Origin of the sequence: Terribacillus halophilus, assembly GCF_900162685.1 — a bacterium.
Lineage (GTDB): Bacteria > Bacillota > Bacilli > Bacillales > Amphibacillaceae > Terribacillus > Terribacillus halophilus_A.
Genome location: NZ_LT727828.1, coordinates 2,190,115 through 2,212,967, shown reverse-complemented (window position 1 = coordinate 2,212,967; position 22,853 = coordinate 2,190,115). Strand labels below are relative to the sequence as shown.

Here is a 22,853-nt window from a genome sequence, read left to right as displayed (position 1 = left end):
CTTCTTGCTCATTTTTTATGCCATGCTGTTGGCGGGGAGATGCATAGTATGTGTGTGCAGCTCAGACAGCTTCTGAAGATCGAAGTTCCCACCGCTGATGATAATCCCGCAATGCTTGGAATGAATACTCTGATGATGGCGCATCAAGGCAGCGAATGCTGCCGCACCAGCTCCTTCTGCAAGCGTTTTGTGCCGTTCAAGCAGCTGCAGAATACTTGCTGCAATATCATGTTCTGAAATGGTAACCACATCATCCACATATTGCTGAATCAGCGGCATCGTCACCTTGCCAGGTTCCTTTACAGCAATTCCCTCAGCAATTGTCTTGCAAGTCAAGGACGGAAGCAGATGCTTGTGAAAAGTATGATACGTTGCACAAGCTGCCTCTGTCTGTACGCCGATAATACGGATGGACGGTTTAATCTGTTTAGCTGCAAAAGCAATACCGCTAATTAAACCACCGCCACCGATAGGGACGATTAAGGTATCCAGCTGAGGCTGATCTGTGAGCATTTCGATGGCTATCGTACCTTGACCTGCAATAATATCAATATCATCAAAGGGGTGGATGAACGTGCTTCCTGTTTGCTGCTGTTCTTTTTGGGCAGCGAAGAGAGCTTCTTGAAAGTTCTCGCCTGCGAGCTCAACTGCGGCTCCGTAACTCTTGGTTGCCTCGACTTTAGGCTTTGGTGTATGAATCGGCATAAAAATCTTTGCTTGAATACCCCGTTTTGCTGCAGCCAATGCTACACCTTGTGCGTGGTTGCCTGCAGAAGCTGCTATAACACCGCGTTTTGCCGCTTCATCATTCATGCAGCCAATCTTAAAGCAAGCCCCACGCGCTTTAAAAGCACCTGTTTTTTGTTCGTTCTCCATCTTCAGATAAACGTTCATTCCTACCGATTGGTCCAAAGTGGTAGAAGTACGAATCGGTGTGTGATGCACCAAGTTCTTCAAATAAGCTGCTGCTGCTTGTATTTTCTTCTGACTTAAGCAATCCCCAATGCCCTTCACACTCCTTTAATTATGTGTCTGTTCAAATTGTTTGATCTGATCGGCATACGTCAACGTAATACCGATTTCGTCTAGTCCATTTAAAAGCATATGCTTATGGTAGGCTGGAATGTCAAAGCCTGCCTTAAACTCAAGATTATCATATACTATCTGATTTTTCAGATCTATTGTTAGTATATACGAATTTTTTTCTGCTTGCTTGAGCAAGTAGTCTACTTGCTCTTCCGAAAGTTTAATAGCTAAAATGCCGTTCTTTGTCGTATTATTATAGAAAATATCGGCAAAGCTCGGTGCAATAATCACTTTAAATCCATAATCTAATAGGGCCCATGGCGCGTGCTCGCGTGAGGAGCCGCAGCCAAAGTTATCGCCGGCAATTAATACAGATGCACCTTTGTATTTTGGCTCATTTAATGTAAAATCTTGTCTTGGCTGACCATCGTCATCAAAACGCCAGTTATAAAAAAGAAACTGGCCGAAACCTGAGCGCTCAATCCGTTTCAAAAATTGCTTCGGAATAATTTGATCGGTATCGACGTTTCTTTTTGGCAATGGGTACACGAGGCCATTATGTGTGTTAATTGGTTCCATTATTCATCCTCCTTACACAGTTGGTGCCATCACTTGCCGCACATCGACGAAACGACCCTCTATGGCTGCTGCTGCTGCCATCTCTGGACTAGCTAGATGGGTCCTTGCCCCATTACCTTGACGTCCTTCGAAATTCCGGTTTGAAGTGGAAGCGCAGCGCTCCCCAGCAGGTACAACATCCTCATTCATTGCCAAGCACATACTGCAGCCTGCATCACGCCATTCAAATCCTGCTTCCCGGAAGAGAGTGTCCAGTCCTTCTTGCTCGGCTTGCATCTTGACCGTGAATGAACCAGGAACAACCATTGCCCGTACGGAAGGATGTACTTTTCGTCCGCGAATGACACTAGCTGCTTTGCGTAAATCGGTAATACGTGAATTCGTACAGGATCCGATAAATACATGCTGTATTTCAATTGATGTTAGCTGTTGGTTTGGCTTTAGTCCCATGTAAGCCAGCGCTTGTTGTACTGCATTTTTCTCGTCTTGATCTTCAATCAAAGCAGGGTCTGGCACACTTGCAGAAATAGGCAGACACATACCGGGATTTGTTCCCCATGTTACTTGCGGCTCTATTTTTCTTGCATCAAGCGTAACGGTATGGTCATAAGTGGCGTCTTTATCCGTGGCTAGCTGTTTCCATTCTTCCACTGCTTCCTCAAAAGCTGCAGCATCGGGTGCATATCTTCTGCCGCGCAAATACTCAAATGTTGTTTCGTCTGGACTAATCAAGCCAGCACGAGCACCAGCTTCAATCGACATGTTGCAGACTGTCATGCGTTCTTCCATAGACAACCCGCGAATTGCTTCTCCTGTGTATTCAATCACGTAACCAGTTCCAAATTTGACCCCGAATGTACCGATAATAGCAAGAATCAAATCCTTTGCTGTCACACCTGGACCGAGCGGACCGTCAATCTGGACGTTCAAAGTTTTTGGCTTGTTTTGCCAAAGCGTCTGGGTTGCTAAAACATGTTCAACCTCGCTCGTTCCAATACCGAAAGCAAGTGCTCCGAATGCACCGTGTGTCGACGTATGACTGTCACCGCAAACAATCGTTTTACCAGGCTGGGTTAGGCCAAGCTGGGGTCCGATTACATGGACGATTCCTTGGTCGGGGTGATCAATGTCGGCCAAGCGGATGCCAAACTCTGCACAATTGGATCGTAATGTATCCATTTGTTTACGAGCAACTTCATCGCGAATTAATGGGCGGTTGATTGTTGGAACGTTATGATCCACTGTTGCATATGTTCGTTCCGGCTGACGTACTTTGCGTCCTGTTAAGCGCAGTCCTTCAAAGGCTTGCGGAGATGTTACTTCATGGACTAGATGCAGGTCGATATACAGCAAATCAGGCTTTTCGGTTTCCTGTACAACGGTATGTTTTTCCCAGATTTTCTGGATGATTGTCTTGGGCTGTTTCATCGTAATCTTACTCCTTTCATTACGCACGTACTTTCGCAGCTTGCAGCTGCTCTAGAACCAGTGATGTCATCTTCTCGGTGCCAACAGTAAGCTCCGGGTCAGCTTGCATATCAGTTGTGCCATATCCTTTCGTTAGAACATGGTCTACAGCAGCTTCAACGCTATCTGCTTCTTTTTCCAACCCGAAGGAATAACGCAGCAGCATAGCTGCCGACAAGATGGCACCTAGCGGATTCGCGATATCCTTTCCGGCTATATCCGGAGCGGAGCCATGCACTGGCTCATAAAGTCCAAGCTCATCTTTTCGAAGGCTTGCAGAAGGGAGGAGGCCGAGAGATCCCGTAAGTACGGATGCTTCATCGCTCAGGATATCGCCGAACAAATTCTCTGTCACAATGACATCAAAGTAGGTCGGATTGGTAATTAGCTTCATTGCAGTGGAATCAACGAGCATATGTTCAACAGTTACTTCCGGATAATCTTTACTTTTTTCATTAACAACTTCCCGCCAGACCTTACTGGATTCGAGAACGTTCGCTTTGTCAACAGAAGCAAGGCGTTTATTCCGGAGCATTGCACTTTGGAAACCAATCTCCACAATTCTCTCAATCTCGCTTCTCTCATAATGCAGCGTGTCTACCACGGTCTGCCCATTGTCACGACGCTCGCTTGGGAGACCGAAGTAGAGGCCGCCAGCTAATTCCCGTACAATTAATAGATCGCTACCTGCAACAATTTCCGGCTTAAGCGGTGAGCTGTCCAGCAGGGAAGGGAAGGTCTTCACAGGACGTAAATTAGCAAAAAGGCCAAGCCCCTTGCGCAGCTGTAGCAACCCTTTCTCTGGCCGTAAATGAGGGGCTTGCTGCTCCCATTTCGGACCTCCTACAGCACCTAATAAAATAGCATCTGCTTCCTCACAAGCATGCAGCGTATCAGCTGGCAGCGGTTCACCAGCTGTATCAATTGCTGCACCGCCAATTGCTTTTGTGTGTAAGGTAAACGTGTGAGAAAAATTAGCAGCCACTTGCTGCAGGACAGAAGCCGCAGCTTCTGTTACGGCAGGGCCGATTCCATCTCCTGGAAGCAGGACAATTGTTTTTTGCATAATCAACACTCTCCAAAACAAGTTTTAGGTTATCGGTTGTGTTTTCTTCAGGGTAGCTGCCCGTAGTGCACGGTTCACGCCATTTACAAAGGCATGGCTCGAAGCTTTTAATACATCATTAGCTGTACCACGTCCGGTAAACGGCTCTCCGTCCACTTGCAGCTGCACATGTACTTCAGCCAGTGCATCTTCGCCTTTGCCGACCGAATGAATGCGATAGTCGGTGAGTGTTATTTGTTCGGCAATTAAAGCTTCCAACGTGTTGTAAATAGATTCTACTGTCCCGTGACCAGTTCGGGCCGTTTCTTTAATTCCGTCGTCCGGTGTTTGTAAAGCGATTGTTGCCGTCGGCAGATTTTGCGGCCCCATCGTTACTTGCAGCGCTTTTACTTCATATGTCCGTACAGGATCATGCTTCGTTTGGACGTCTAGTGCAATGGTGAATAAATCATCATCTGTCACTTCTTTTTTCTTGTCGGTTAAACGTTTGAAACGGTCGAATGCTTCTTGCAGCTGCACTTCAGAAAGAACAAAGCCTAATTCATCTACCCTTGTGTTAAAGGCATGGCGACCTGAATGCTTTCCAAGCACAAGATTGGTAGCGTTCATACCGACTAGAGCAGGTGTAATAATTTCATACGTTTCAGCGTGTTTGAGCATGCCATCCTGGTGAATGCCGGATTCATGAGCAAAGGCATGATCTCCGACAATCGCTTTGTTTCCTGGAACAGTCATACCAGTCAGTTTACTAATAAGGCTGCTCGTTCGTTTAATTTCCTGTAAAACAAGACGAGATGTATGTTCGTAAGCATCTTTGCGAATGTGCAAAGCAACTGCTACTTCTTCCAAGGCCGCATTTCCGGCGCGTTCACCAATGCCATTGACTGTTCCTTCGATTTGAGTGGCACCATTCTCTATAGCAGCAATACTATTGGCGACAGCCATTCCTAGATCATCATGGCAGTGGGCGGAGAGGTCAGCTTTTTCGATATTGGGCACATGTTCTTTCATATAAGCGAACATTTTGCCGTATTCAGCTGGTGTCGCGTAACCGACTGTATCAGGCAGGTTCACCACGGTTGCGCCCGCTTCGATGACAGCTTCCACAACTTGTGCCAAAAAGCTAAGTTCAGAGCGAGATGCATCTTCTGCCGAAAATTGAACGATGGGAAATCGTTCCTTGGCATAAGAGACCATCTCGACAGCAGTTTGCAATACTTCTGCCAGCGTCTTTTTTAGCTTATATTCCATATGGATAGGGGAGGTGGCCAAGAACACATGGACTCTTGGCTGTTCCGCATCCTTTAAGGCTTCCCACGCAGTATCGATATCACTTTTCTTTGCACGAGCTAATGCGGTAACCGCGGTAGTCTTGATAGAACGGGCAATTTCCTGAACTGCAAGAAAGTCCCCCTCGGAGGAAGCGGGGAATCCCGCCTCCATGACATCCATACCGAGGCGCTCCAGCTGACGGGCAATTTCAAGCTTTTCCAGTTTGTTTAGATTGACCCCCGGTGTTTGTTCACCATCCCGAAGTGTTGTATCAAAAAATTTTATTTGAGCCATGGACGATCACTTCCTCAGCGGATTGATTTTTCTTGCCTTGTTTGACGAATGGCATCAATTCGCGGAGCTCACGACCGACAGTTTCAATTGGATGATTTGTTTCTTTAGCGTTAATTGCATTAAACTGCGGACGGTTGACTTGGTTTTCCAAAATCCAGCCTTTAGCGAATGTACCATTTTGGATATCTGTCAATACGTCTTTCATGCGCTCTTTTGTTTCAGCATTCACAACACGCGGTCCGGAAACAAAGTCACCCCATTGAGCTGTATCAGAGATGCTGTAGCGCATTCCTTCCAAACCAGATTCATACATCAAGTCAACAATCAGCTTCAGTTCGTGCATACATTCGAAGTAGGCAACTTCAGGCTGATAGCCAGCTTCTGTCAACGTTTCAAATCCAGCTTTCACAAGACTTGTAAGTCCGCCGCAAAGTACTGCCTGCTCCCCGAACAAATCGGTTTCGGTTTCTTCTTGGAAAGTAGTTTCCAAGATGCCGGCACGGCCAGCTCCGATCCCTTTTGCATAAGCAAGTGCGACTTCTTTGGCTGTGCCGGTTACATCTTGGTAGATACCATAAAGTGCAGGGACGCCAGCGCCTTCTGAAAAAGTACGACGAACGAGATGTCCAGGACCTTTTGGTGCTACTAAGAACACATCAACATTTGAAGGAGGTGTAATTTGATTAAAATGAACGTTAAAACCGTGCGCGAATACTAGTGCATTGCCGGTTTCCAAATTTGGTTCAATGCTTTCTTTATAAACAGCAGGCTGCAGCTCATCCGGTACAAGTACCATGATGACATCCGCAGCTTGTGCGGCTTCGGCTGCTGAACGAACATCATGTCCATCCTCGATTGCTTGGTTCCAAGATTTACCTTGACGAAGACCGACAACAACATCAAATCCGCTTTCCTTTAGGTTTTGAGCATGGGCATGACCTTGGGAGCCATATCCGATTACTGCGATTTTCTTACCTGTTAGTACCTCTTCTTGGATATCATTGTGATAGACTACTTTTGCCATAAACGTGTCATTCCTCTCTGTTTTTAATAGGTTTTTAGTTTGTTATAAGTGAATACGTGTTTCCATCCGCAGTTTGCGGCTGGTGCCCACGTAGGAAGGCCGTTACACCAGTTCTAGTCAATTCTTTAATTCCATAAGGTCGAACCAGCTCGAGAAAGGCTTCGATTTTATCGGAGTCGCCAGTTACTTGAACGATCATACTATCTTTGCTAATGTCAACCGCGCTTGCGCGGAAGGGAGCAATGATACTTTGTAATTCACTGCGGCTGGCAGGGGGGCAGACAACTTTCACTAGCGCAAGTTCTCTGGCCACAATGGCATGATCGGTAATATCAGCAACTTTCAGTACATCAATTTGCTTGTGCAGCTGCTTTGTGAGCTGTTCCAGCTTCTGCATGTCTTCAACTTCGACGACGAATGTCATGCGGCTGATTTGCTCGACTTCTGTTTTGCCAACAGAGATGCTGTCGATGTTAAATTGCCGTTTTTGCATCAGACCGGTAATCCTGTTTAGTACTCCGCTTCGATTTTGAACAGTAGCAGTAATGACTCGCTTCATCGACTCACTCCAATCATTTCATGCAAACCTTTGCCAGGGGCGATCATTGGGAATACATTTTCCTGCCGTAGCACGCGGCAATCAATAACGACAGGTTCATCAGATTGAAGTAGGGAAGGGAGCTGTTGGACCAGCTGTTCCTGTGTATCAAGCCGCACTCCCTTGATGCTGTAACTGTCCGCCAATTTGATAAAATCAGGCTGTACATTTAGCAATGATTCTGAATAACGCTCTTGGTAGAAAAATTCCTGCCATTGTCTTACCATGCCGAGACTTTGGTTGTTTACAATCAGTACCTTGACAGGCAGTCTGCGTTCTTGCAGAACAGACAATTCCTGCATCGTCATTTGGAAACCACCGTCGCCAACAATACTGATAACGGTACTGTCAGGACATGCCAGCTGAGCTCCGATAGCTGCAGGGAAGCCAAAGCCCATTGTACCGAGGCCGCCGGAAGTGACCCACCTATTTGGCTGATCAAAACCGTAATACTGCGCCGCCCACATCTGATGCTGCCCGACGTCGGTCGTAATGATCGCCTTGCCGTCAGTTGCTTTATGCACAGCTTGCATGACCCATTGCGGGGTAAGATCTTGTACTGGATTGTTATACCAGAGCGGAAAATCTGCTTTGTATTGCTGCAAATGATTGCACCAATCTTCACTAGCAGTTGCACTCGATTCTTCTGCCAAAAGCGCCTCGATTGCTGCTTTTGCATCTGAAACAACGGGAATGCTTGTTGGAATAATCTTACCAATCTCAGCTGGATCAATATCGATATGCGCTATTGTTGCTTCAGGAGCAAAATGTGCTAAGTTTCCAGTCAGCCTGTCATCGAAACGAGCGCCTACATTGATTAGCAAATCGCATTCGTACAGGGCGCGGTTAGCTGCATAGGTGCCGTGCATGCCACCCATTCCTAGGAATTGTGGATGACTGGCAGGGAAGGCACCAAGTCCAAGAAGGGTAGAAGCGACAGGCAGCTTGAAATGTTTTGCGAAATTCTCAACTTCCTGTGCTGCTTTTGCGTGCAATACCCCTGCACCTGTTAGAAGTACTGGACGTTTTGCTTCTTCAATTGCCTGAATCAGTTTTTTTATTTGATTGCTGTTCGGTTTTGTTGTCGGCTGATAACCTGGAAGGTGAATCGCATGTGATGATACAGCCGTTTGGTAAGCTTCGCCTGAAATATCTTTTGGAATATCTATCACAACGGGACCAGGTCGTCCTGTTGTCGCAATATAGAATGCTTCTTTGACAATGCGCGGCATATCTTCTTGTCGCTGCACTTGATAGTTATGTTTCGTAATTGGTGTCGTAATACCCATCACATCTGATTCTTGGAAGGCATCGGTACCAATCACACTTCTGCCTACTTGGCCAGTGAAAATAACTAGAGGTAAAGAGTCCATCATGGCATCAGCAATCCCGGTAATCAGGTTGGTAGCACCAGGTCCTGAAGTAGCAATCACAACGCCAGGTTTTCCGGATACACGTGCGTATCCTTCTGCTGCGTGAATGGCACCTTGTTCGTGACGGGTCAGAATATGCTTGAATTGTGGTTCAGCGCGATACAAGGCATCGTAGATTGGAAGTACTGCTCCTCCTGGATAACCGAAAATCGTATCGACACCGGCTGCTTGCAATGCTTCTACGAATAGATCAGCACCAGTCTTGGGAACTTTTGCGGCAGGATTTCTTTCCTGTACGGCTTGCGCCTTCACCTTCATGGTTTTATCCCTCCAAAAGATTGTTTGTTATATATAAAAAAGCCTTCTTTCTCCATTCAAGCAAGCTTGCAAGAAATGGGGAAAAAAGACTTTTCTTTTCTCGGTACCACCCAAGTTCACAGTTTCCTCACGGTAAACTGCCTCGTGGAGCTGAACTTCCGCTCCGTTTTGATAACAGGTGCTGCACACCTGGCTCAGCCTACTCTGATTTCAGCTTTGCACTCGGGGAAGAGAGATGACGGATTATATTGCCAGGATTTCAGCACCCCTGGCTCTCTGTGAATATAATGTATCCGTCACTATGGTCCCGTCTTTGTTTTGGTTATATTTTCATAACACCGCCAGTATTAGCAGAGGTTACGAGTTTTGCATATTTTGCTAGGTAACCGGTTTTAATCTTTGGTTCCGGCTGTTCCCAGTTCTTACTGCGTTCTTCGAGTACATCTTCATCGACGAGCAATTCAATGCTGCGTGTCTCTAAATCAATTAAAACTGGATCTCCATTTTCAACAAAAGCGATTGGACCACCTTCGGCTGCTTCAGGAGAAATATGTCCGACAGAGATACCTCGGGTCGCCCCAGAAAAACGACCATCTGTGATTAAGGCAACTTCTTTTGCTAACCCGCGTCCGGCAATAGCAGAAGTGGGGGTTAGCATCTCTGGCATTCCTGGTCCGCCTTTTGGCCCTTCATAACGGATAACAACAACGTGACCTGCTTGCACCGTACCATTCGAAATACCTTCTTGCGCTTCATCCTGGGAATTAAATACAATTGCTTCTCCTAGGAACTTTTTGATGGAAGGATCAACAGCTCCTACTTTAATGACACTGCCATCTGGCGCTAAGTTGCCATATAAGATACTTAGACCGCCGACAGGGCTGTAAGGGTTATCCAGCGGACGAATCACATCTTTGTTCAATATCTCGTAATTTTCTACATTCTCTGCAATTGTTTTGCCGGTAATTGTAATGCGTTCTCTATGAAGCAGCCCATCAATCTTGCAAAGCTCTTTAATAATGGCACTTACTCCGCCGGCGAGATGAACGTCATGCATAGAATAGTCAGATGCTGGACTGATTTTAGATAAATAAGGCACTTTTTCAGCAATCTTGTTAATATCAGCTAAGTTATAATCAATACCTGCTTCATGTGCTATTGCAATCGTATGGAGTACCGTGTTGGTAGATCCGCCCATTGCCATATCCAAAGCAAAGGCATTATCAAAGGTTTCTTTTGTCATAATGTCACGAGGACGAATATCTTCTTTTACGAGGCGAACCAAATGTCTGGCAGCTTCGTAGATTAGTTCGTGACGCTCTTCTGACGTTGCCAGCAGTGTTCCGTTTCCAGGAACGGTCATGCCAAGCATTTCCATAAGGCTGTTCATCGAATTGGCAGTGAACATACCTGAGCAGGAGCCGCATGTCGGACAAGCTAGTGTCTCGATGGTCGCTAATTCTTGTTCTGTCATAGTGCCATTTTGAACGGCGCCTACACCTTCAAACATAGATACAAGATTCAATGGTTTGCCTTCTGGACTAACACCAGCTTCCATTGGACCTCCGGATACAAAAACGGAAGGGACGTTTGTTCTCGCTGCCGCCATTAGCATTCCTGGGGTAATCTTATCGCAATTCGGTATATAGAAGACGCCGTCGAACCAGTGAGCCTGTATAACTGTTTCTGCACTGTCAGCAATAATTTCTCGACTTGGCAAGCTGTAGCGCATGCCGATATGTCCCATCGCAATACCATCATCAACTCCGATTGTATTAAACTCGAACGGAATACCGCCTGCCTCACGAATAGCATCTTTTACAACTTCAGCAAATTTGTTCAAATGCATATGTCCAGGAATGATATCAATGTAGGAGTTGCAAACTCCAATGAATGGCTTTCCTAGGTCGGACGTTTTTACACCCGTCGCATGCAGCAAACTGCGGTGTGGTGCCCGGTCAATTCCTGTTTTGATCATGTCACTTCTCATAAGATCAAAACACCTCCCAATTGCAATAAATTCTCTTTTTTTAGTGTGATGCATTTCATTTTTGAATAATTCGAAAATTCTTTTATTTGGTTAATTGTCAGTTATCATAACGCCTAACTAGAGCTAGGTCAACAGCAAAAACAATAAATTTTCAGATTCTTTAAATGATTTAATTAAATTGAAAGCGTTAACAAAAGGATGGCAGTGGGGATGTTTGTGAGAAAATTTGCCAAGAAACTTTTTTATAGACTTTACTTACAGCAAATGATTACCAGTAACAAACGAAAAAAACGCAGAGATATAGGGTAGCTGGCGGGGTCAGTTCGATATCAAAGCGAATAAGCATAAGAAGAGGTCGCATGAAGAGAATTAATTATTATTGACAGGAGGCAAATAATTTCGATGTCCCCCCAGAATATTATTGTTAATGGCGGGTTCGAGTCTGGTAGTTTAGTACCTTGGGTCTCATCTTTTGCATCTATCACGCAGTAATATACGAATAGCGGAAGCTTTGCAGCGTTACTAGACGGAGGGCAAAACGTTGCTTATCTTGCACAGTACGCGTCACCAATCGTTCCAGGAAACAGATATACGTTAACGCTATATTTGGCAAAGGCAAGTACGCTTCCTGCGCCACCAGTGCAGATACAATTACTCTTTCTAACAGCTGACTTTCAAGCTGTTGGAAGAAGCGAGTTCTTAATCGTACCAACAGAAAACATACCGTTTGCCGGACTAGATAGCTGGAGAGCGACTACGATTACTACCGATGTCGCACCAGCAGGAGCAGCTCAAGTCTTTTTATTAATCAACACGCTGCCTGACACAGGATCGGCTGATATTTTAGTGGATGATGTTAGTGTGACAGAAGTTGGCACAGGACCGACTGGAATCACTGGTGCAACTGGAGCGACCGGACCTGCGGGTGCAACTGGAGCCACAGGACTCACCGGAGCGACAGGACTCACCGAAGCGACAGGAGTTACCGGAGCCACAGGACTCACAGGAGTAACAGGACTCACTGGAGCGACAGGACTTACTGGAGTAACAGGACTCACCGGAGCGACAGGAGTTACCGGAGCGACAGGAATCACAGGAGTAACAGGACTCACTGGAGCGACAGGAATCACCGGAGCAACAGGACCAACCGGTGGTGCTCTGCCTGCTATTGCTGCAATTACAGCAAATCAGGCAACTGCTTCGCTGCCAATTCCTCTAAATACAGAGACAACAATAAACACAATAGCTCCTGCTGTAACTATAGGGAATAATATAAAGTTGGATTTAAACGCCCAAGTGGCAATAGTAGTTACTGCAAACTGGACTGTTTCGATTGTACTCAATCTTCGCAGGGGAGGTACTCTTATAAATCAAGTTACTATTACAAGGACAGGTCAGGCTGCCGGTACCCAAAGAATACTCATCCCAAATACATTTGTAGATGTCGCTCCTGCAACGGGGAGTGCTTCCTATACAGTTAGTGTGACGGTTGTTCCCGTCTCAAATGTAACCTCAGCAGCTGCTGAGACGCGTAATTTGAATGGTATCCGTTTTATATAAATGCATGGAGGCTATAGTAACGAATAGTGCTATAGCCTTATTTGATGAAAAATATCGAACACTAAAACTTTTCAGTCAATAGTTCGAGGCGTATAATAGAGTGGTAATTGAAGGAGGCATACATAATGACAAATAAATATGGACAAACATGGGATTTGGATGTAATTTTCCCGGGCGGCAGTGACTCAAGTGAACTTTCTGAATACGCTCAGAAAGCAGAGCAAGCATTACAAGAATGGAAACAAGCGCTGGAGGATTTCCAAGTACCAGATGAGTCCGCAAATCCTGCTGGTTTATTAAGTATAGTAGAAAAATGGGAAGGATCTGCGAAACGTGTATTTGAGGTTGTTGCGTTCGTGGAATGTCTCGTGGCACAAGATGTAACAGATAAGAAAGCGAAGCAGTGGTCAGGTAAAAAGGATGAGCTCATGGCTGCCTACAGTGGAACACTAACGGGTGTAGATAAAGTCATTACGCAAGTGCCGCAGCAGACATGGGAACAGATGCTTGAGAAGGATGAACTGATTAATTATGCATTTGTTCTTGAGGAACGCAGAAAAGAAGCAGCTGAGAAGCTATCTCCAGAACAGGAGGTACTGTTGAATGATTTGGCTATCGATGGTTACCATGGCTGGGGAAGCATGTACGACACTATTGTCAGCAGTATTCAAGTGCCATTGGAGATTGATGGGGAAGAGAAAACGTATTCTGTTGGCCAGGCAGCAAATAAATTAGATGCGGCAGATCGTAAAGTGAGACAGCATGTATTTGGAAGAATGCAGGAAGCTTGGACAGAAAAAGAGGACTTCTTTGCCGAAACGCTCAATCATTTGGCTGGTTTTCGTCTGCAAACGTACAAGCATCGGAAATGGGAGAACGTCTTAAAAGAACCGTTAGCATACAACCGTATGTCCCAGCAAACATTGGATGCAATGTGGGGCGCGATTTCAGATGAGAAAGATACCTTTGTAAAATATCTTCAGCGAAAAGCTGATTTACTCGGATTGGAAAAATTGAGCTGGTATGATATTGATGCACCATTATCTTCCACTACGAAGCAAGTAACATACGATGAAGCAGCGGACTTTATTGTAAAGCATTTCCGTGCTTATAGTACACAAATGGCTGACTTCTCTCAACAAGCGTTTGAAAAACGATGGATTGAAGCAGAAGATCGCAATAGCAAACGTCCCGGCGGATTCTGCACAAGCTTCCCAGACAAAAAGGAAAGCCGTATTTTCATGACGTTTAGCGGAACAGCGAATAATGTATCGACACTTGCGCATGAATTAGGACATGCTTACCATAGTTATGCGATGAATGATGTTGAGCAGCTGAATCAGGAATATGCAATGAACGTAGCGGAGACAGCGTCCACTTTAGCTGAATTGATTGTCTCAGACGCTGCCGTAAAAGAAGCAGCAGCAAAGGATGAAAAGGTTGCGTTAATCGAGGAGAAAATCCAGCGCAGTATCGCTTTCTTCATGAATATCCATGCTCGCTTCTTATTTGAAACTAGATTTTATGAAGAACGCAAAAATGGACTTGTGTCAGCAGCGCGCTTGCGCGAATTAATGGTCGAGGCTCAAAAAGAGGCGTACAGTGATCAGCTTGGGGAATATGATCCGACGTTCTGGGCTTCCAAACTTCACTTCTATGCAACGGATGTACCGTTTTACAATTTCCCTTATACATTCGGTTTCTTATTCAGTACGGGTATTTATGCGAAAGCAGCAGAAAATCCGGAAACATTTGAAAGCTCTTATAATGCATTGCTTGAAGATACAGGACGCATGACGGTTGAGGATCTGGCGATGAAACATTTACAAGAAGATTTAACACAAAAAGACTTCTGGCTGAAAGCAATTGAAGTGTGCAAGCAAGACGTTGAAGAATTCTTGCGCCTGACGGCAGAATAAAATAGGAAAACTAAAAAATTAATAAGTAATGAAGATGGACCGAACATTTAGAGGTATCTAATTGTTTGGTCCATTTTTTCTATCCAATATAAAAACGCTGCATCTTACGCCATGTTACGAAGTTTGTTGGAAAAGAACTTTTGCCATGGAGATTGAGTATTCAGTTGCTTTGTCAGCACCTATTAAGGTTGTCATAGAAGTAGTTCCTTCGAGCAGTAATGTGAGCTGGTTGGCCAAATGCAGCTGATTTTCACCCTGCTTTTCTTCTGTTAACTGCTGAAAATAATGAAGCAATTTTGATTTATGTTCCCTTGCAATAGTTTCAATCTCGTTGTCTGTTCCCGTATAATCCTCTATCGCTCGCAAAAACATATCCCCATTATAGGAATGTTCCTTTAACCAGCGACAGTGACCTTCTACAGCTAGAATAAAAGGAGAATCTGAGTCTGTTGCTATAGAGGAATCAAGGTAGGACCAATAACGTTCCTCACGTCGCTTTAGTACTTCTTCTACTAGTTTATCCTTCGAAGGAAAATGATTATATAGTGTCATTGTAGCTACATCTGCTTCTTTAATAATTTGCTTTAAACCCACACCGCGAAACCCATGTTCGTAAAACAACCGTTCCGCTACTTGTAGCAACATATCCTTTTTAGTTGATCGACTCATATGATTAACTGCTCCTTAAATTAATTAGAACCAAATTACAAGTTACAATTTCCAGTAACTAGAGTCAAGCAATAGTTTGTAGTGCAAACTGTGTTTTGACCAAGGAATTCGTTCTTGTATATCTATCTAAAGAATTTGATAGGTAGATTAAATCAAATCAATTAGCGCTAAACAATTGATTATGAAACATCTATATGTAAAAATAGAAAGGTCGTTCTATCTAAATAGATTAACTCGCTACGATAGTTCTTCACTGCTGCTCGTAATACGAGGATAGAGTTTACTAGCTATATAGCAGCTGCTTTAGAACTTAGTTGTACATGAAAGGGGAATATTTTATGAGTAAAGTGGGCAAAGTTTTTTGGATATCTTTGGCCATCTCAGCTATTTTTGTTGTTTGGGGTGTAGCAGCACCAAAAAATCTAGAATATATCTCTAACGAGGCGCAATCTTTCTTAACCTCGCAATTCGGGTGGTTTTATATTGTTTCAGTTGCTATTTTCTTAGTCTTTTCCATATACCTTATTTTTAGCCGTTTTGGTCATATGCGTTTAGGAAAAGAAGGAGAAAAACCGGAGTACAATAGAATTACTTGGTTTGCCATGCTATTCAGCGCCGGAATGGGTATCGGCCTTATTTTCTGGGGAGCGGCAGAGACGTTAGCTCACTACGCTGCACCGCCTGAAGCAGAGGCGGAAAGCATTGAGGCTGCTAAAAATGCACTGCGTTACTCGGTATTCCATTGGGGATTACAGACTTGGGCTGTATACACAGTAATTGCTTTAGCAATTGCATACTTCAAATTCAAAAGAGGTGCACCAGGCCTCATCAGTTCAACATTCGAACCTTTGATTGGAGAAAGAACAAAAGGCTGGATTGGTAATGTTATTGATATTATTGCGGTATTTGCAACTATATTTGGTGTTGCAACTTCTCTAGGTTTGGGAGCTTCTCAAATTGCGGGCGGTTTGTCGTTTATCTCTGATATTAAGAATAACTTTACAACACAATTCATCATTATTATTATCGTAACAATATTGTTTATGGCATCTGCTTGGTCAGGTATTGGCAAAGGAATTAAGTGGCTAAGTAACGCGAATATTGTATTAGCTGTCTTGCTTCTTTTACTAACGTTATTCTTGGGACCAACGCAATTTATTCTTAATACATTTATTGCTACTATGGGTTCTTACGTGGAGTCCTTGCCTTCCCTTAGTTTCCAAACAGGTTCATTTAATGATAATTTCAACGGATGGATTCAAAGCTGGACTATATTTTATTGGGCTTGGTTCATTGCTTGGTCACCTTTCGTTGGTACCTTTATTGCACGTGTATCAAAAGGGAGAACAGTTCGTGAATTTGTAATAGGTGTATTATTCATACCAACTATCTTTTGTGCATTCTGGTTCATCGTGTTTGGCGGATCCAGCTTGTTCCAAGAGATAAATGGTATCAACACGGGTCTTACTGATTTAGCGCAAGAAGAAACTTTGTTTGGTTTGTTTGAAGGGATGCCAATGTCGTCCGTTCTAACAATTATTGCATTGTTCTTAATCAGTACCTTCTTTATTACATCTGCTGACTCTGCGACGTTCGTTCTAGGTATGCAAACTACAAACGGCAGCTTGAACCCTTCCAATAAAATTAAGATGATCTGGGGAATTATTCAAGCGGCAACTGCCTCAGTACTGCTTGCAACAGGTGGGCTAAATGCATTACAGACAGCGTCCATCGTGTCGGCCTTTCCATTTGCTTTCATATTGCTATTTATGGTTGTGGCACTTGTAATGGCTATGAATGAAGATTTAAAGAAGGAAAAGAGTAGTAAGAGTAAAAATTAAAAAAATGTAATGGTCTGGGTCCTATGTTGATAGGATGCAGACTATTTTTTGGTTTCTTAAATGGTAGCTCCGGTGTACGTGTATGACATTTGTCACTTTTAACAGTGACAAAACTTCCTTACACTTCCAAAGGTATCTTGCTATTCTGAAAACAGGAGGTGGGCATAGATGCTGGAGCTGAATCACATTAAGAAATCCTTTCAAGGAAAATCTGTGCTAGAGGATGTTACGTTCAAAATGACGCAAGGAGAGAGCGTCGTCATGCTGGGGGCAAATGGTGCAGGAAAATCTACTTTATTGAAAATTATCATGAAGATGTTAAGGCCGGATGGCGGAATGATAGAATCGTCGCTGGAGAAGTCCCGAATCAGTTATGTACCTCAGTCGCCTTCCATGATTGGCAATCTAACTGTCTGGCAGTTTGCTTCTTATCTACTAGCGCTGCATGGGAGAAAGGAACAAACCCTTGAAGCGCTGCGAAAAGCGGGGCTGGAAGCAAAGAAAAAAGAAATCGCGGAGAATTTGAGTGCCGGACAGATGAAGCGGTTATTGTTCCAGCTCGCTGTAATAGAAAAACCAGAATTATTGATTATGGACGAACCTACAGCTGGGATGGATTTAGAAGCAAAGCGGCAGTTTTACCGCCAATTGGCTGCTATGCGTCAAACAGGGATGAGTTTTATAGTAACAACGCATATTCTTTCAGAAGCCGAGCAGCTTGCGGATCGGCTGTTATATCTGGAAGGAGGCATGATTAGGGAGGATCGGCTCATTGAGGAGATTAAACAAGACCAACAAACGATAACTTTTCGTGCCAGCAGACAATATAACAGGCTCCTGCTCTCCTTGGGATATCAATATCAAGATGGAATCTACCGGAAATTAACGAAAAAAACAGTGGAGGAGATAAAAGTACTGCTAGATGCTGCTGTTCCATTAGAACAACTTGAGGTGACAAACAATACGTTAGAGACGTATGTTGAAGAACTGGAAGGAGAGGAAACTCTATTATGAAGCCAATCATGCTTACTGTCAGCATGGAAAGCAAGCGCATGCTAAAAGATAAATACTTTCTCGTGTTCTCACTTCTTCTGCCGTTTGTACTCTATAGTTTATTTACTTATATAAACCGCGGGCAAGCAATCGGACAGATCGATTTCGACTACTATTTTCTCATCTCTATGACTTGCTATAGCTTGGTTGTAACCTCGGTTCAAACGTTCGGCATACAGATTATGTATGACCGGAAACAAACTTGGATGGCATATCTGTTTACGCATCCGATCTCAGCTGCACAGTATTTTGCAGCCCGTATGATTACACAGCTGCTGCTCAATACGCTGATTATTGCTTTCTTCTTTTTTATCTCAAATGCATGGAAACAATTTGACCGTCCGCTTGGCGAATGGCTGGTGATTAGTTTGTGGCTGTTAATGGGATCCATACTTTTTCTGGCAATCGGCATACTGATTGCTCAAACGAAGAAGCTACAGACTGCTTCTGTTACGGCGAACATCCTTGTTTTGACATTTGCTATACTAGGCGGGCTTTGGATGCCGCTAGAGACATTTCCAAATTGGGTCCAAGCAATTGGTGAATGGCTTCCATCTCATATATACGCACAAGGTGCTTGGCGTATTGCAGCGACTGGAAGTTTGGCATTTTCAAATATTATACTACTTGTTTGTTATTTTTTGGTATCCTTTATAGGAGTAGTGTTTTTGCAGTACAAACAAAGGAGCTGATCTTATAAAGCGTTTTCGGCTGTTTCCGAAAGAAGTTGGCTACATACCGCATCTCTGGCTGCTTTATTTCTATTATTCCTGTACTTACTTAATTGGCGAGCATGGCGTAAGGTTTTGGGTGCCATTATGTATTCTAATTGCGCTCTTTTTTTGTTATCGAGAGACGTTTTGGCGTCCTCAAAGAGCATTTCTTGTAGTATTGGTTTTTGCTATTTTAACCAGCAGTTTGATTTTTTTGTTTAATCAAATATTCTTTTATCTGCTTCTCTATTCATTTAATATGCTCTATATTGTAAACAAACGGGTACATTTTTGGGCGGGATACGCAGCAATTAATGCGGTAACAGGATGTATGATAATCGCTGATATATTCGAATTGAAGGAGTGGACATGGGAATACATTTTCCCAGGTATCCTAATCGCTCTTATTACCCCAGCTGTCATGCGAGTGCAAGAGCAGTGGAACCAAAAGTGGAAAGGAGTCAACGAAGAACTCGCTGAAGCGAATAAACGAGTAGAAGAACTAATCAAGGAACGAGAAAGAGATCGAATTGCCAGAGATTTGCATGATACGGTAGGACAGACTTTATCTACTATCTCCGTCAAAAGTGACATTTCTATGAAACTGTTATATCAAGATCAAAAGCGCACTGAACAGGAAATTCGTGACATTCAGCATTTATCTCGCAGTTTGCTTCAGGAAATGCGTGAGATTGTCAGTGATATGAAACGTGTGACATTGAAGGAGGAATTAGAATCAGCACATCGACGTCTGCTGGAGGCATCGATTGCTATACAGCTGGAAAGCCCGATTCCAAAACTTCAAGATAGTACAAAAGAAATGATGCTTGCTTATGTTGTGAAAGAAGCTGTTACAAACATAATTCGTCACAGCGGCGCTAGCGAATGTGCGATACGTTTTATGGAGAGTGAACAGGAGCTTTGTCTCGAACTTATGGATAATGGAAGTTTCCACATGAAAAAACTACAGGAAGGGAATGGACTAAGCGGCATTAGAACGCGCGTTAGTCTAATGAAGGGGACGGTGCAAATTCATGCACGAGCAAAAGGCGGGATGCACATGGTCGTTCGTGTTCCTTTGCATCTGGGGGGGAGAGAGACAGATGATACATATGCTGTTAGCGGATGATCAGAACATGCTGCGTGGAGCAATGGCTACGATGCTTGATTTAGAAGCAGATTTTCATGTATCCAGCCAAGCGGCAAATGGGGAAGAAGTACTCCAGGCAATGCGCACACAGCAGTTTGATTTAGTGATTCTGGATATTGAAATGCCGATATACAATGGATTAGAAGTAGTAAAATTAATGCGGCAACAAGACAGAACTGAAAAAGTATTAATGCTGACAACTTTCTCTACAGCCGCTTATGTGAAAGAAGCAATGAAATGGAAGGTAGAAGGTTATTTGCTAAAAGATACACCGAGTGATCAGCTGGCATTAGCAGTTCGAGATATCGTGTATAACGGACGTACAGTTATCAGTCCGGAGATAACATATCAATTTGTACAAGGTGCCAATAACCCATTAACAGAACGGGAAAAAGAAATTCTGCATCTAGCAGAAAAGGGTTACTCCACAAAACAAATAGCCACTGAACTCTTCCTGTCACCTGGTACAGTCAGAAATTACTTCTCTGAGCTATTAGATAAGCTCGGAGCGCAGAACCGTTCGCAGGCAGTCTACCTGGCAAAAGAAAAAGCATACATATAAAAACACAGCTCCTTTACGGAACTGTGTTTTTGTTAGTCTCGAGCATCTAGCATAGTTTGCAGTTTCTTGGATACAGTTAAGAGGATAAGACCTACTATAATGGTTACAATCCCGATTGCGCTAAAAATTTCCAAGTATCCGAGAGATTCTGTTAAAGCTGCAAGTTGACCAGCAATGATATTGGAAATTCCTGTTGCTGCCATCCAGATACCCATTAATAGGGAAGCTATTTTAATAGGAGCAACTTTACTTATCATTGACAACCCGACTGGTGATAGACATAATTCTCCAAGTGTATGGAAGAGATAAGTAAATACGATGAACAAAATGTTTGCTTTTTGGGTGATATCTGCTTCACTACTACCAGTAAATAATACTGCTGGTACTAAAATGATGAAACCAATTCCTAGTAGAACCATCCCCATAGACATTTTGGTAGTAGTATTGATGTCTCCGCGTTTTGTTCGACTTAGTTTTAACCATATACCCGAAAGAATTGGAGCCAGAATTACAATAAATACTGGATTCAGGGATTGGAACCAAGAAACAGGTACCTCGTAGCTTCCAATAGTTCGATCGATAAAGTCACGTGTATAAAGCGTTAGGGAAGTCCCGGCTTGTTCGAAGCCTGCCCAGAAAAAGATAACGAAACAAGCTAGAATTAATACAGCTACAGTTCGTTTTTTATCCGCTTTTGTTAGTTTGGCAGGAGTCCCGCCATTCACACTTGCAACTTTTCTTGCTGGTTTTGTACCAATGTCGCCAAGATATCGTTTGCTTAAAGAGTTAAAAATAATTTGCCCGATAATCATTCCAATTGATGATGCTAGGAATGCCCATTTAAAACCAAAGTGTTCAATTCCAGACGCATCTACGGTGTGGAAAAGATCTTCTGCTAAGAAACCTGCCACAAGTGGAGAGAAGAAGGCTCCAATATTGATTCCCATATAGAAAATTGTGAACGCAGCATCTTTCCGTTTATCAAGCGGCTCATATAATTCACCGACATGTGTGGAAATGTTCGGTTTGAAAAATCCGTTACCAATAATCAAGAACAGCATCCCGACGTAAAGGCCTGCTTGTGTATTGAAAAGGAATAAACTGAAATCACCAATAGCCATTAAAATACCGCCAATTGTAATTGCAGTTCGTAGTCCAATAAACCTGTCTGTAAGCCAACCGCCAATAATAGGGGTGAAGTATACAATACCAGTATAAAAACCATATATAAGCGCTGCGGTTTGAGTATCCATTCCTAACCCGCCACTTATTACCGTGGCAGTCAGATACAGCATTAGTACAGCACGCATACCATAATAGCTATATCTTTCCCACATCTCGGTGAAGAAGAGAAGATACAATCCCTTTGGATGCTTCTTCCCTTGTGGGATTGTAGCTGGTGTATCCATAATAAAAAATCCTCCCTTTTTGTCGAACAGTGTCCATTATACGTTATAGTTTTTCTCGAATTCAAACAATTTTGTTATATGAAGTAAAAGTAAAACAATTGCTAAAATTGGCACTTGGGCATTATTACAACTAAAGGAAAAATTAATATTTGTTGCTAGCGTTGTCATTTTTCTTTATAATAGAAAAACAACAGAAAACAATCGGTACAAAAAGCCTGCAGGGGGAGCCATTATGGCTGAGATGGACGTATGTTCAGACCCTTTGAACCTGTGAGTTAGCACTCGCGTAGGGATGTAGCTTCTTTGATGGGAAAACAATGCACATTTGGGCCATCGGAAGTCCCGCTGCAGCATTGTTTTTTTGTTGCATTCTTTTTATAGGGGAGAAGCAATATGCAATCAAGAAGCAAGGTTTTATTTTTAGTAGAAGTGGCGATTTTTGCCGCGCTAGCATTTGTTTTGGACTTCTTTTCCATTAAAGCATGGGCACAAGGAGGCAGTATCTCCTTGCAGATGGTGCCGATTTTCTTGATGGCTTTCCGCTGGGGCTGGAAAGGCGGACTGACAACTGGATTAGTTGCCGGGCTGCTGCAGCTGATTACGTTTCCTTATATAATACATGTTGTCCAAGGATTCTTAGATTATCCGGCAGCTTTTACTCTTGTCGGTTTGGCTGCAGTTACTGCAGGATCTGCACGTAAGGCTGCGAAAGCAAACAATCGAATGCGGCTTGCCGGTGTGCTCTTTATTGGAACGCTAATTGGAAGTGTTGGACGCTTTGCTGCTCACTTTATAGGCGGCATGGTTTTCTTCGGCAGCGCAGCTGCACCTGGGCAATCAGTATGGGCTTATTCATTAATCTATAATGGTTCTTATTTATTACCTAGTTTTATAGCTAGTATTGCAGTTATTATTATTTTAGTGTTCGCACAGCCCAAACTTATTCTTCCTAAGTGAAAAAAGAAGGCAC

The 22,853-nt window shown here is 43.5% G+C and carries 18 protein-coding genes, 1 pseudogene and 1 riboswitch; of the genes and pseudogenes, 8 read left to right on the top strand and 11 right to left on the bottom strand.

The features are described 5' to 3' along the window. Nucleotides 1–15: 15 nt before the first annotated feature. The 9 genes from B1K52_RS15845 to ilvD form a co-directional block, all read right to left on the bottom strand. Nucleotides 16–1,014 carry a threonine/serine dehydratase family protein gene (locus B1K52_RS15845; RefSeq protein WP_256855940.1) on the bottom strand — a complete coding sequence of 333 codons (999 nt, stop codon included), beginning with the start codon at nucleotides 1,012–1,014 and terminating at the stop codon, nucleotides 16–18. Between the two features lie 6 nt (nucleotides 1,015–1,020). Next, entirely contained in the window at nucleotides 1,021–1,605 is a 585-nt protein-coding gene (leuD, locus tag B1K52_RS15840) for a 3-isopropylmalate dehydratase small subunit (RefSeq protein WP_077309949.1), read from the bottom strand. A gap of 12 nt (nucleotides 1,606–1,617) precedes the next feature. Further along, a complete protein-coding gene (leuC, locus tag B1K52_RS15835) occupies nucleotides 1,618–3,033 on the bottom strand; it encodes a 3-isopropylmalate dehydratase large subunit (protein WP_077309947.1) in 1,416 nt (471 codons plus the stop codon). 19 nt (nucleotides 3,034–3,052) lie between these two features. Further along, the gene (leuB, locus tag B1K52_RS15830) at nucleotides 3,053–4,138 is read right to left on the bottom strand and encodes a 3-isopropylmalate dehydrogenase (protein ID WP_077309945.1); all 1,086 of its coding nucleotides are present in this window, start codon (nucleotides 4,136–4,138) and stop codon (nucleotides 3,053–3,055) included. Nucleotides 4,139–4,162: 24 nt separating this feature from the next. Continuing rightward, complete coding sequence (locus B1K52_RS15825; RefSeq protein ID WP_077309943.1) at nucleotides 4,163–5,704, bottom strand: 2-isopropylmalate synthase; 1,542 nt, start codon at nucleotides 5,702–5,704, stop codon at nucleotides 4,163–4,165. After that, on the bottom strand, nucleotides 5,682–6,728 hold the full coding sequence (gene ilvC / locus B1K52_RS15820; protein WP_077309941.1) for a ketol-acid reductoisomerase: 1,047 nt from the start codon (nucleotides 6,726–6,728) through the stop codon (nucleotides 5,682–5,684). Before ilvC ends, B1K52_RS15825 begins: the two co-directional genes overlap by 23 nt. Nucleotides 6,729–6,762: 34 nt before the next feature. Then, nucleotides 6,763–7,287: an acetolactate synthase small subunit gene (ilvN, locus tag B1K52_RS15815; protein WP_077309939.1), complete on the bottom strand. Its 525-nt coding sequence runs from the start codon at nucleotides 7,285–7,287 to the stop codon at nucleotides 6,763–6,765. Continuing rightward, the gene (gene ilvB, locus B1K52_RS15810) at nucleotides 7,284–9,017 is read right to left on the bottom strand and encodes an acetolactate synthase large subunit (protein ID WP_077309937.1); all 1,734 of its coding nucleotides are present in this window, start codon (nucleotides 9,015–9,017) and stop codon (nucleotides 7,284–7,286) included. Before ilvB ends, ilvN begins: the two co-directional genes overlap by 4 nt. A gap of 322 nt (nucleotides 9,018–9,339) precedes the next feature. Then, nucleotides 9,340–11,007, bottom strand: a complete 1,668-nt coding sequence (gene ilvD, locus B1K52_RS15805) for a dihydroxy-acid dehydratase (RefSeq protein ID WP_077309935.1) — start codon at nucleotides 11,005–11,007, stop codon at nucleotides 9,340–9,342. Between the two features lie 507 nt (nucleotides 11,008–11,514). On the opposite strand from ilvD, the pseudogene B1K52_RS18355 reads away from it, so the two are divergent. Continuing rightward, nucleotides 11,515–12,567 (top strand): annotated as a pseudogene (locus B1K52_RS18355) (NTTRR-F1 domain); the annotation flags it as partial. 125 nt (nucleotides 12,568–12,692) lie between these two features. After that, nucleotides 12,693–14,486 carry a M3 family oligoendopeptidase gene (locus B1K52_RS15795; protein ID WP_077309930.1) on the top strand — a complete coding sequence of 598 codons (1,794 nt, stop codon included), beginning with the start codon at nucleotides 12,693–12,695 and terminating at the stop codon, nucleotides 14,484–14,486. A 114-nt stretch (nucleotides 14,487–14,600) separates the two neighbouring features. On the opposite strand, the gene B1K52_RS15790 is transcribed toward B1K52_RS15795, so the two are convergent. After that, a complete protein-coding gene (locus tag B1K52_RS15790; RefSeq protein WP_077309928.1) occupies nucleotides 14,601–15,155 on the bottom strand; it encodes a TetR/AcrR family transcriptional regulator in 555 nt (184 codons plus the stop codon). 338 nt (nucleotides 15,156–15,493) lie between these two features. On the opposite strand from B1K52_RS15790, the gene B1K52_RS15785 reads away from it, so the two are divergent. From B1K52_RS15785 to B1K52_RS15765, 5 genes are all read left to right on the top strand, one after another. Beyond that, nucleotides 15,494–16,996, top strand: a complete 1,503-nt coding sequence (locus B1K52_RS15785) for a glycine betaine uptake BCCT transporter (protein WP_077309926.1) — start codon at nucleotides 15,494–15,496, stop codon at nucleotides 16,994–16,996. 168 nt (nucleotides 16,997–17,164) lie between these two features. Next, entirely contained in the window at nucleotides 17,165–18,010 is an 846-nt protein-coding gene (locus B1K52_RS15780; RefSeq protein WP_077309924.1) for an ABC transporter ATP-binding protein, read from the top strand. Then, nucleotides 18,007–18,741, top strand: coding sequence for an ABC transporter permease (locus B1K52_RS15775; RefSeq protein WP_077309921.1), 735 nt, complete (start codon nucleotides 18,007–18,009; stop codon nucleotides 18,739–18,741). Before B1K52_RS15780 ends, B1K52_RS15775 begins: the two co-directional genes overlap by 4 nt. A gap of 235 nt (nucleotides 18,742–18,976) precedes the next feature. After that, complete coding sequence (locus B1K52_RS15770) at nucleotides 18,977–19,891, top strand: sensor histidine kinase (RefSeq protein ID WP_143588898.1); 915 nt, start codon at nucleotides 18,977–18,979, stop codon at nucleotides 19,889–19,891. Continuing rightward, on the top strand, nucleotides 19,866–20,474 hold the full coding sequence (locus B1K52_RS15765; protein WP_077309917.1) for a response regulator transcription factor: 609 nt from the start codon (nucleotides 19,866–19,868) through the stop codon (nucleotides 20,472–20,474). Before B1K52_RS15770 ends, B1K52_RS15765 begins: the two co-directional genes overlap by 26 nt. Nucleotides 20,475–20,506: 32 nt before the next feature. Here the strand turns inward: B1K52_RS15765 and B1K52_RS15760 are convergent, their stop codons facing one another. Beyond that, the gene (locus B1K52_RS15760) at nucleotides 20,507–21,883 is read right to left on the bottom strand and encodes a peptide MFS transporter (RefSeq protein WP_077309915.1); all 1,377 of its coding nucleotides are present in this window, start codon (nucleotides 21,881–21,883) and stop codon (nucleotides 20,507–20,509) included. 210 nt (nucleotides 21,884–22,093) lie between these two features. Then, nucleotides 22,094–22,193, top strand: a riboswitch (TPP riboswitch). Nucleotides 22,194–22,276: 83 nt separating this feature from the next. Here B1K52_RS15760 and thiT point away from each other — a divergent pair. Beyond that, nucleotides 22,277–22,840: an energy-coupled thiamine transporter ThiT gene (thiT, locus tag B1K52_RS15755; RefSeq protein ID WP_077309913.1), complete on the top strand. Its 564-nt coding sequence runs from the start codon at nucleotides 22,277–22,279 to the stop codon at nucleotides 22,838–22,840. The last annotated feature ends 13 nt before the right edge of the window (nucleotides 22,841–22,853 follow it).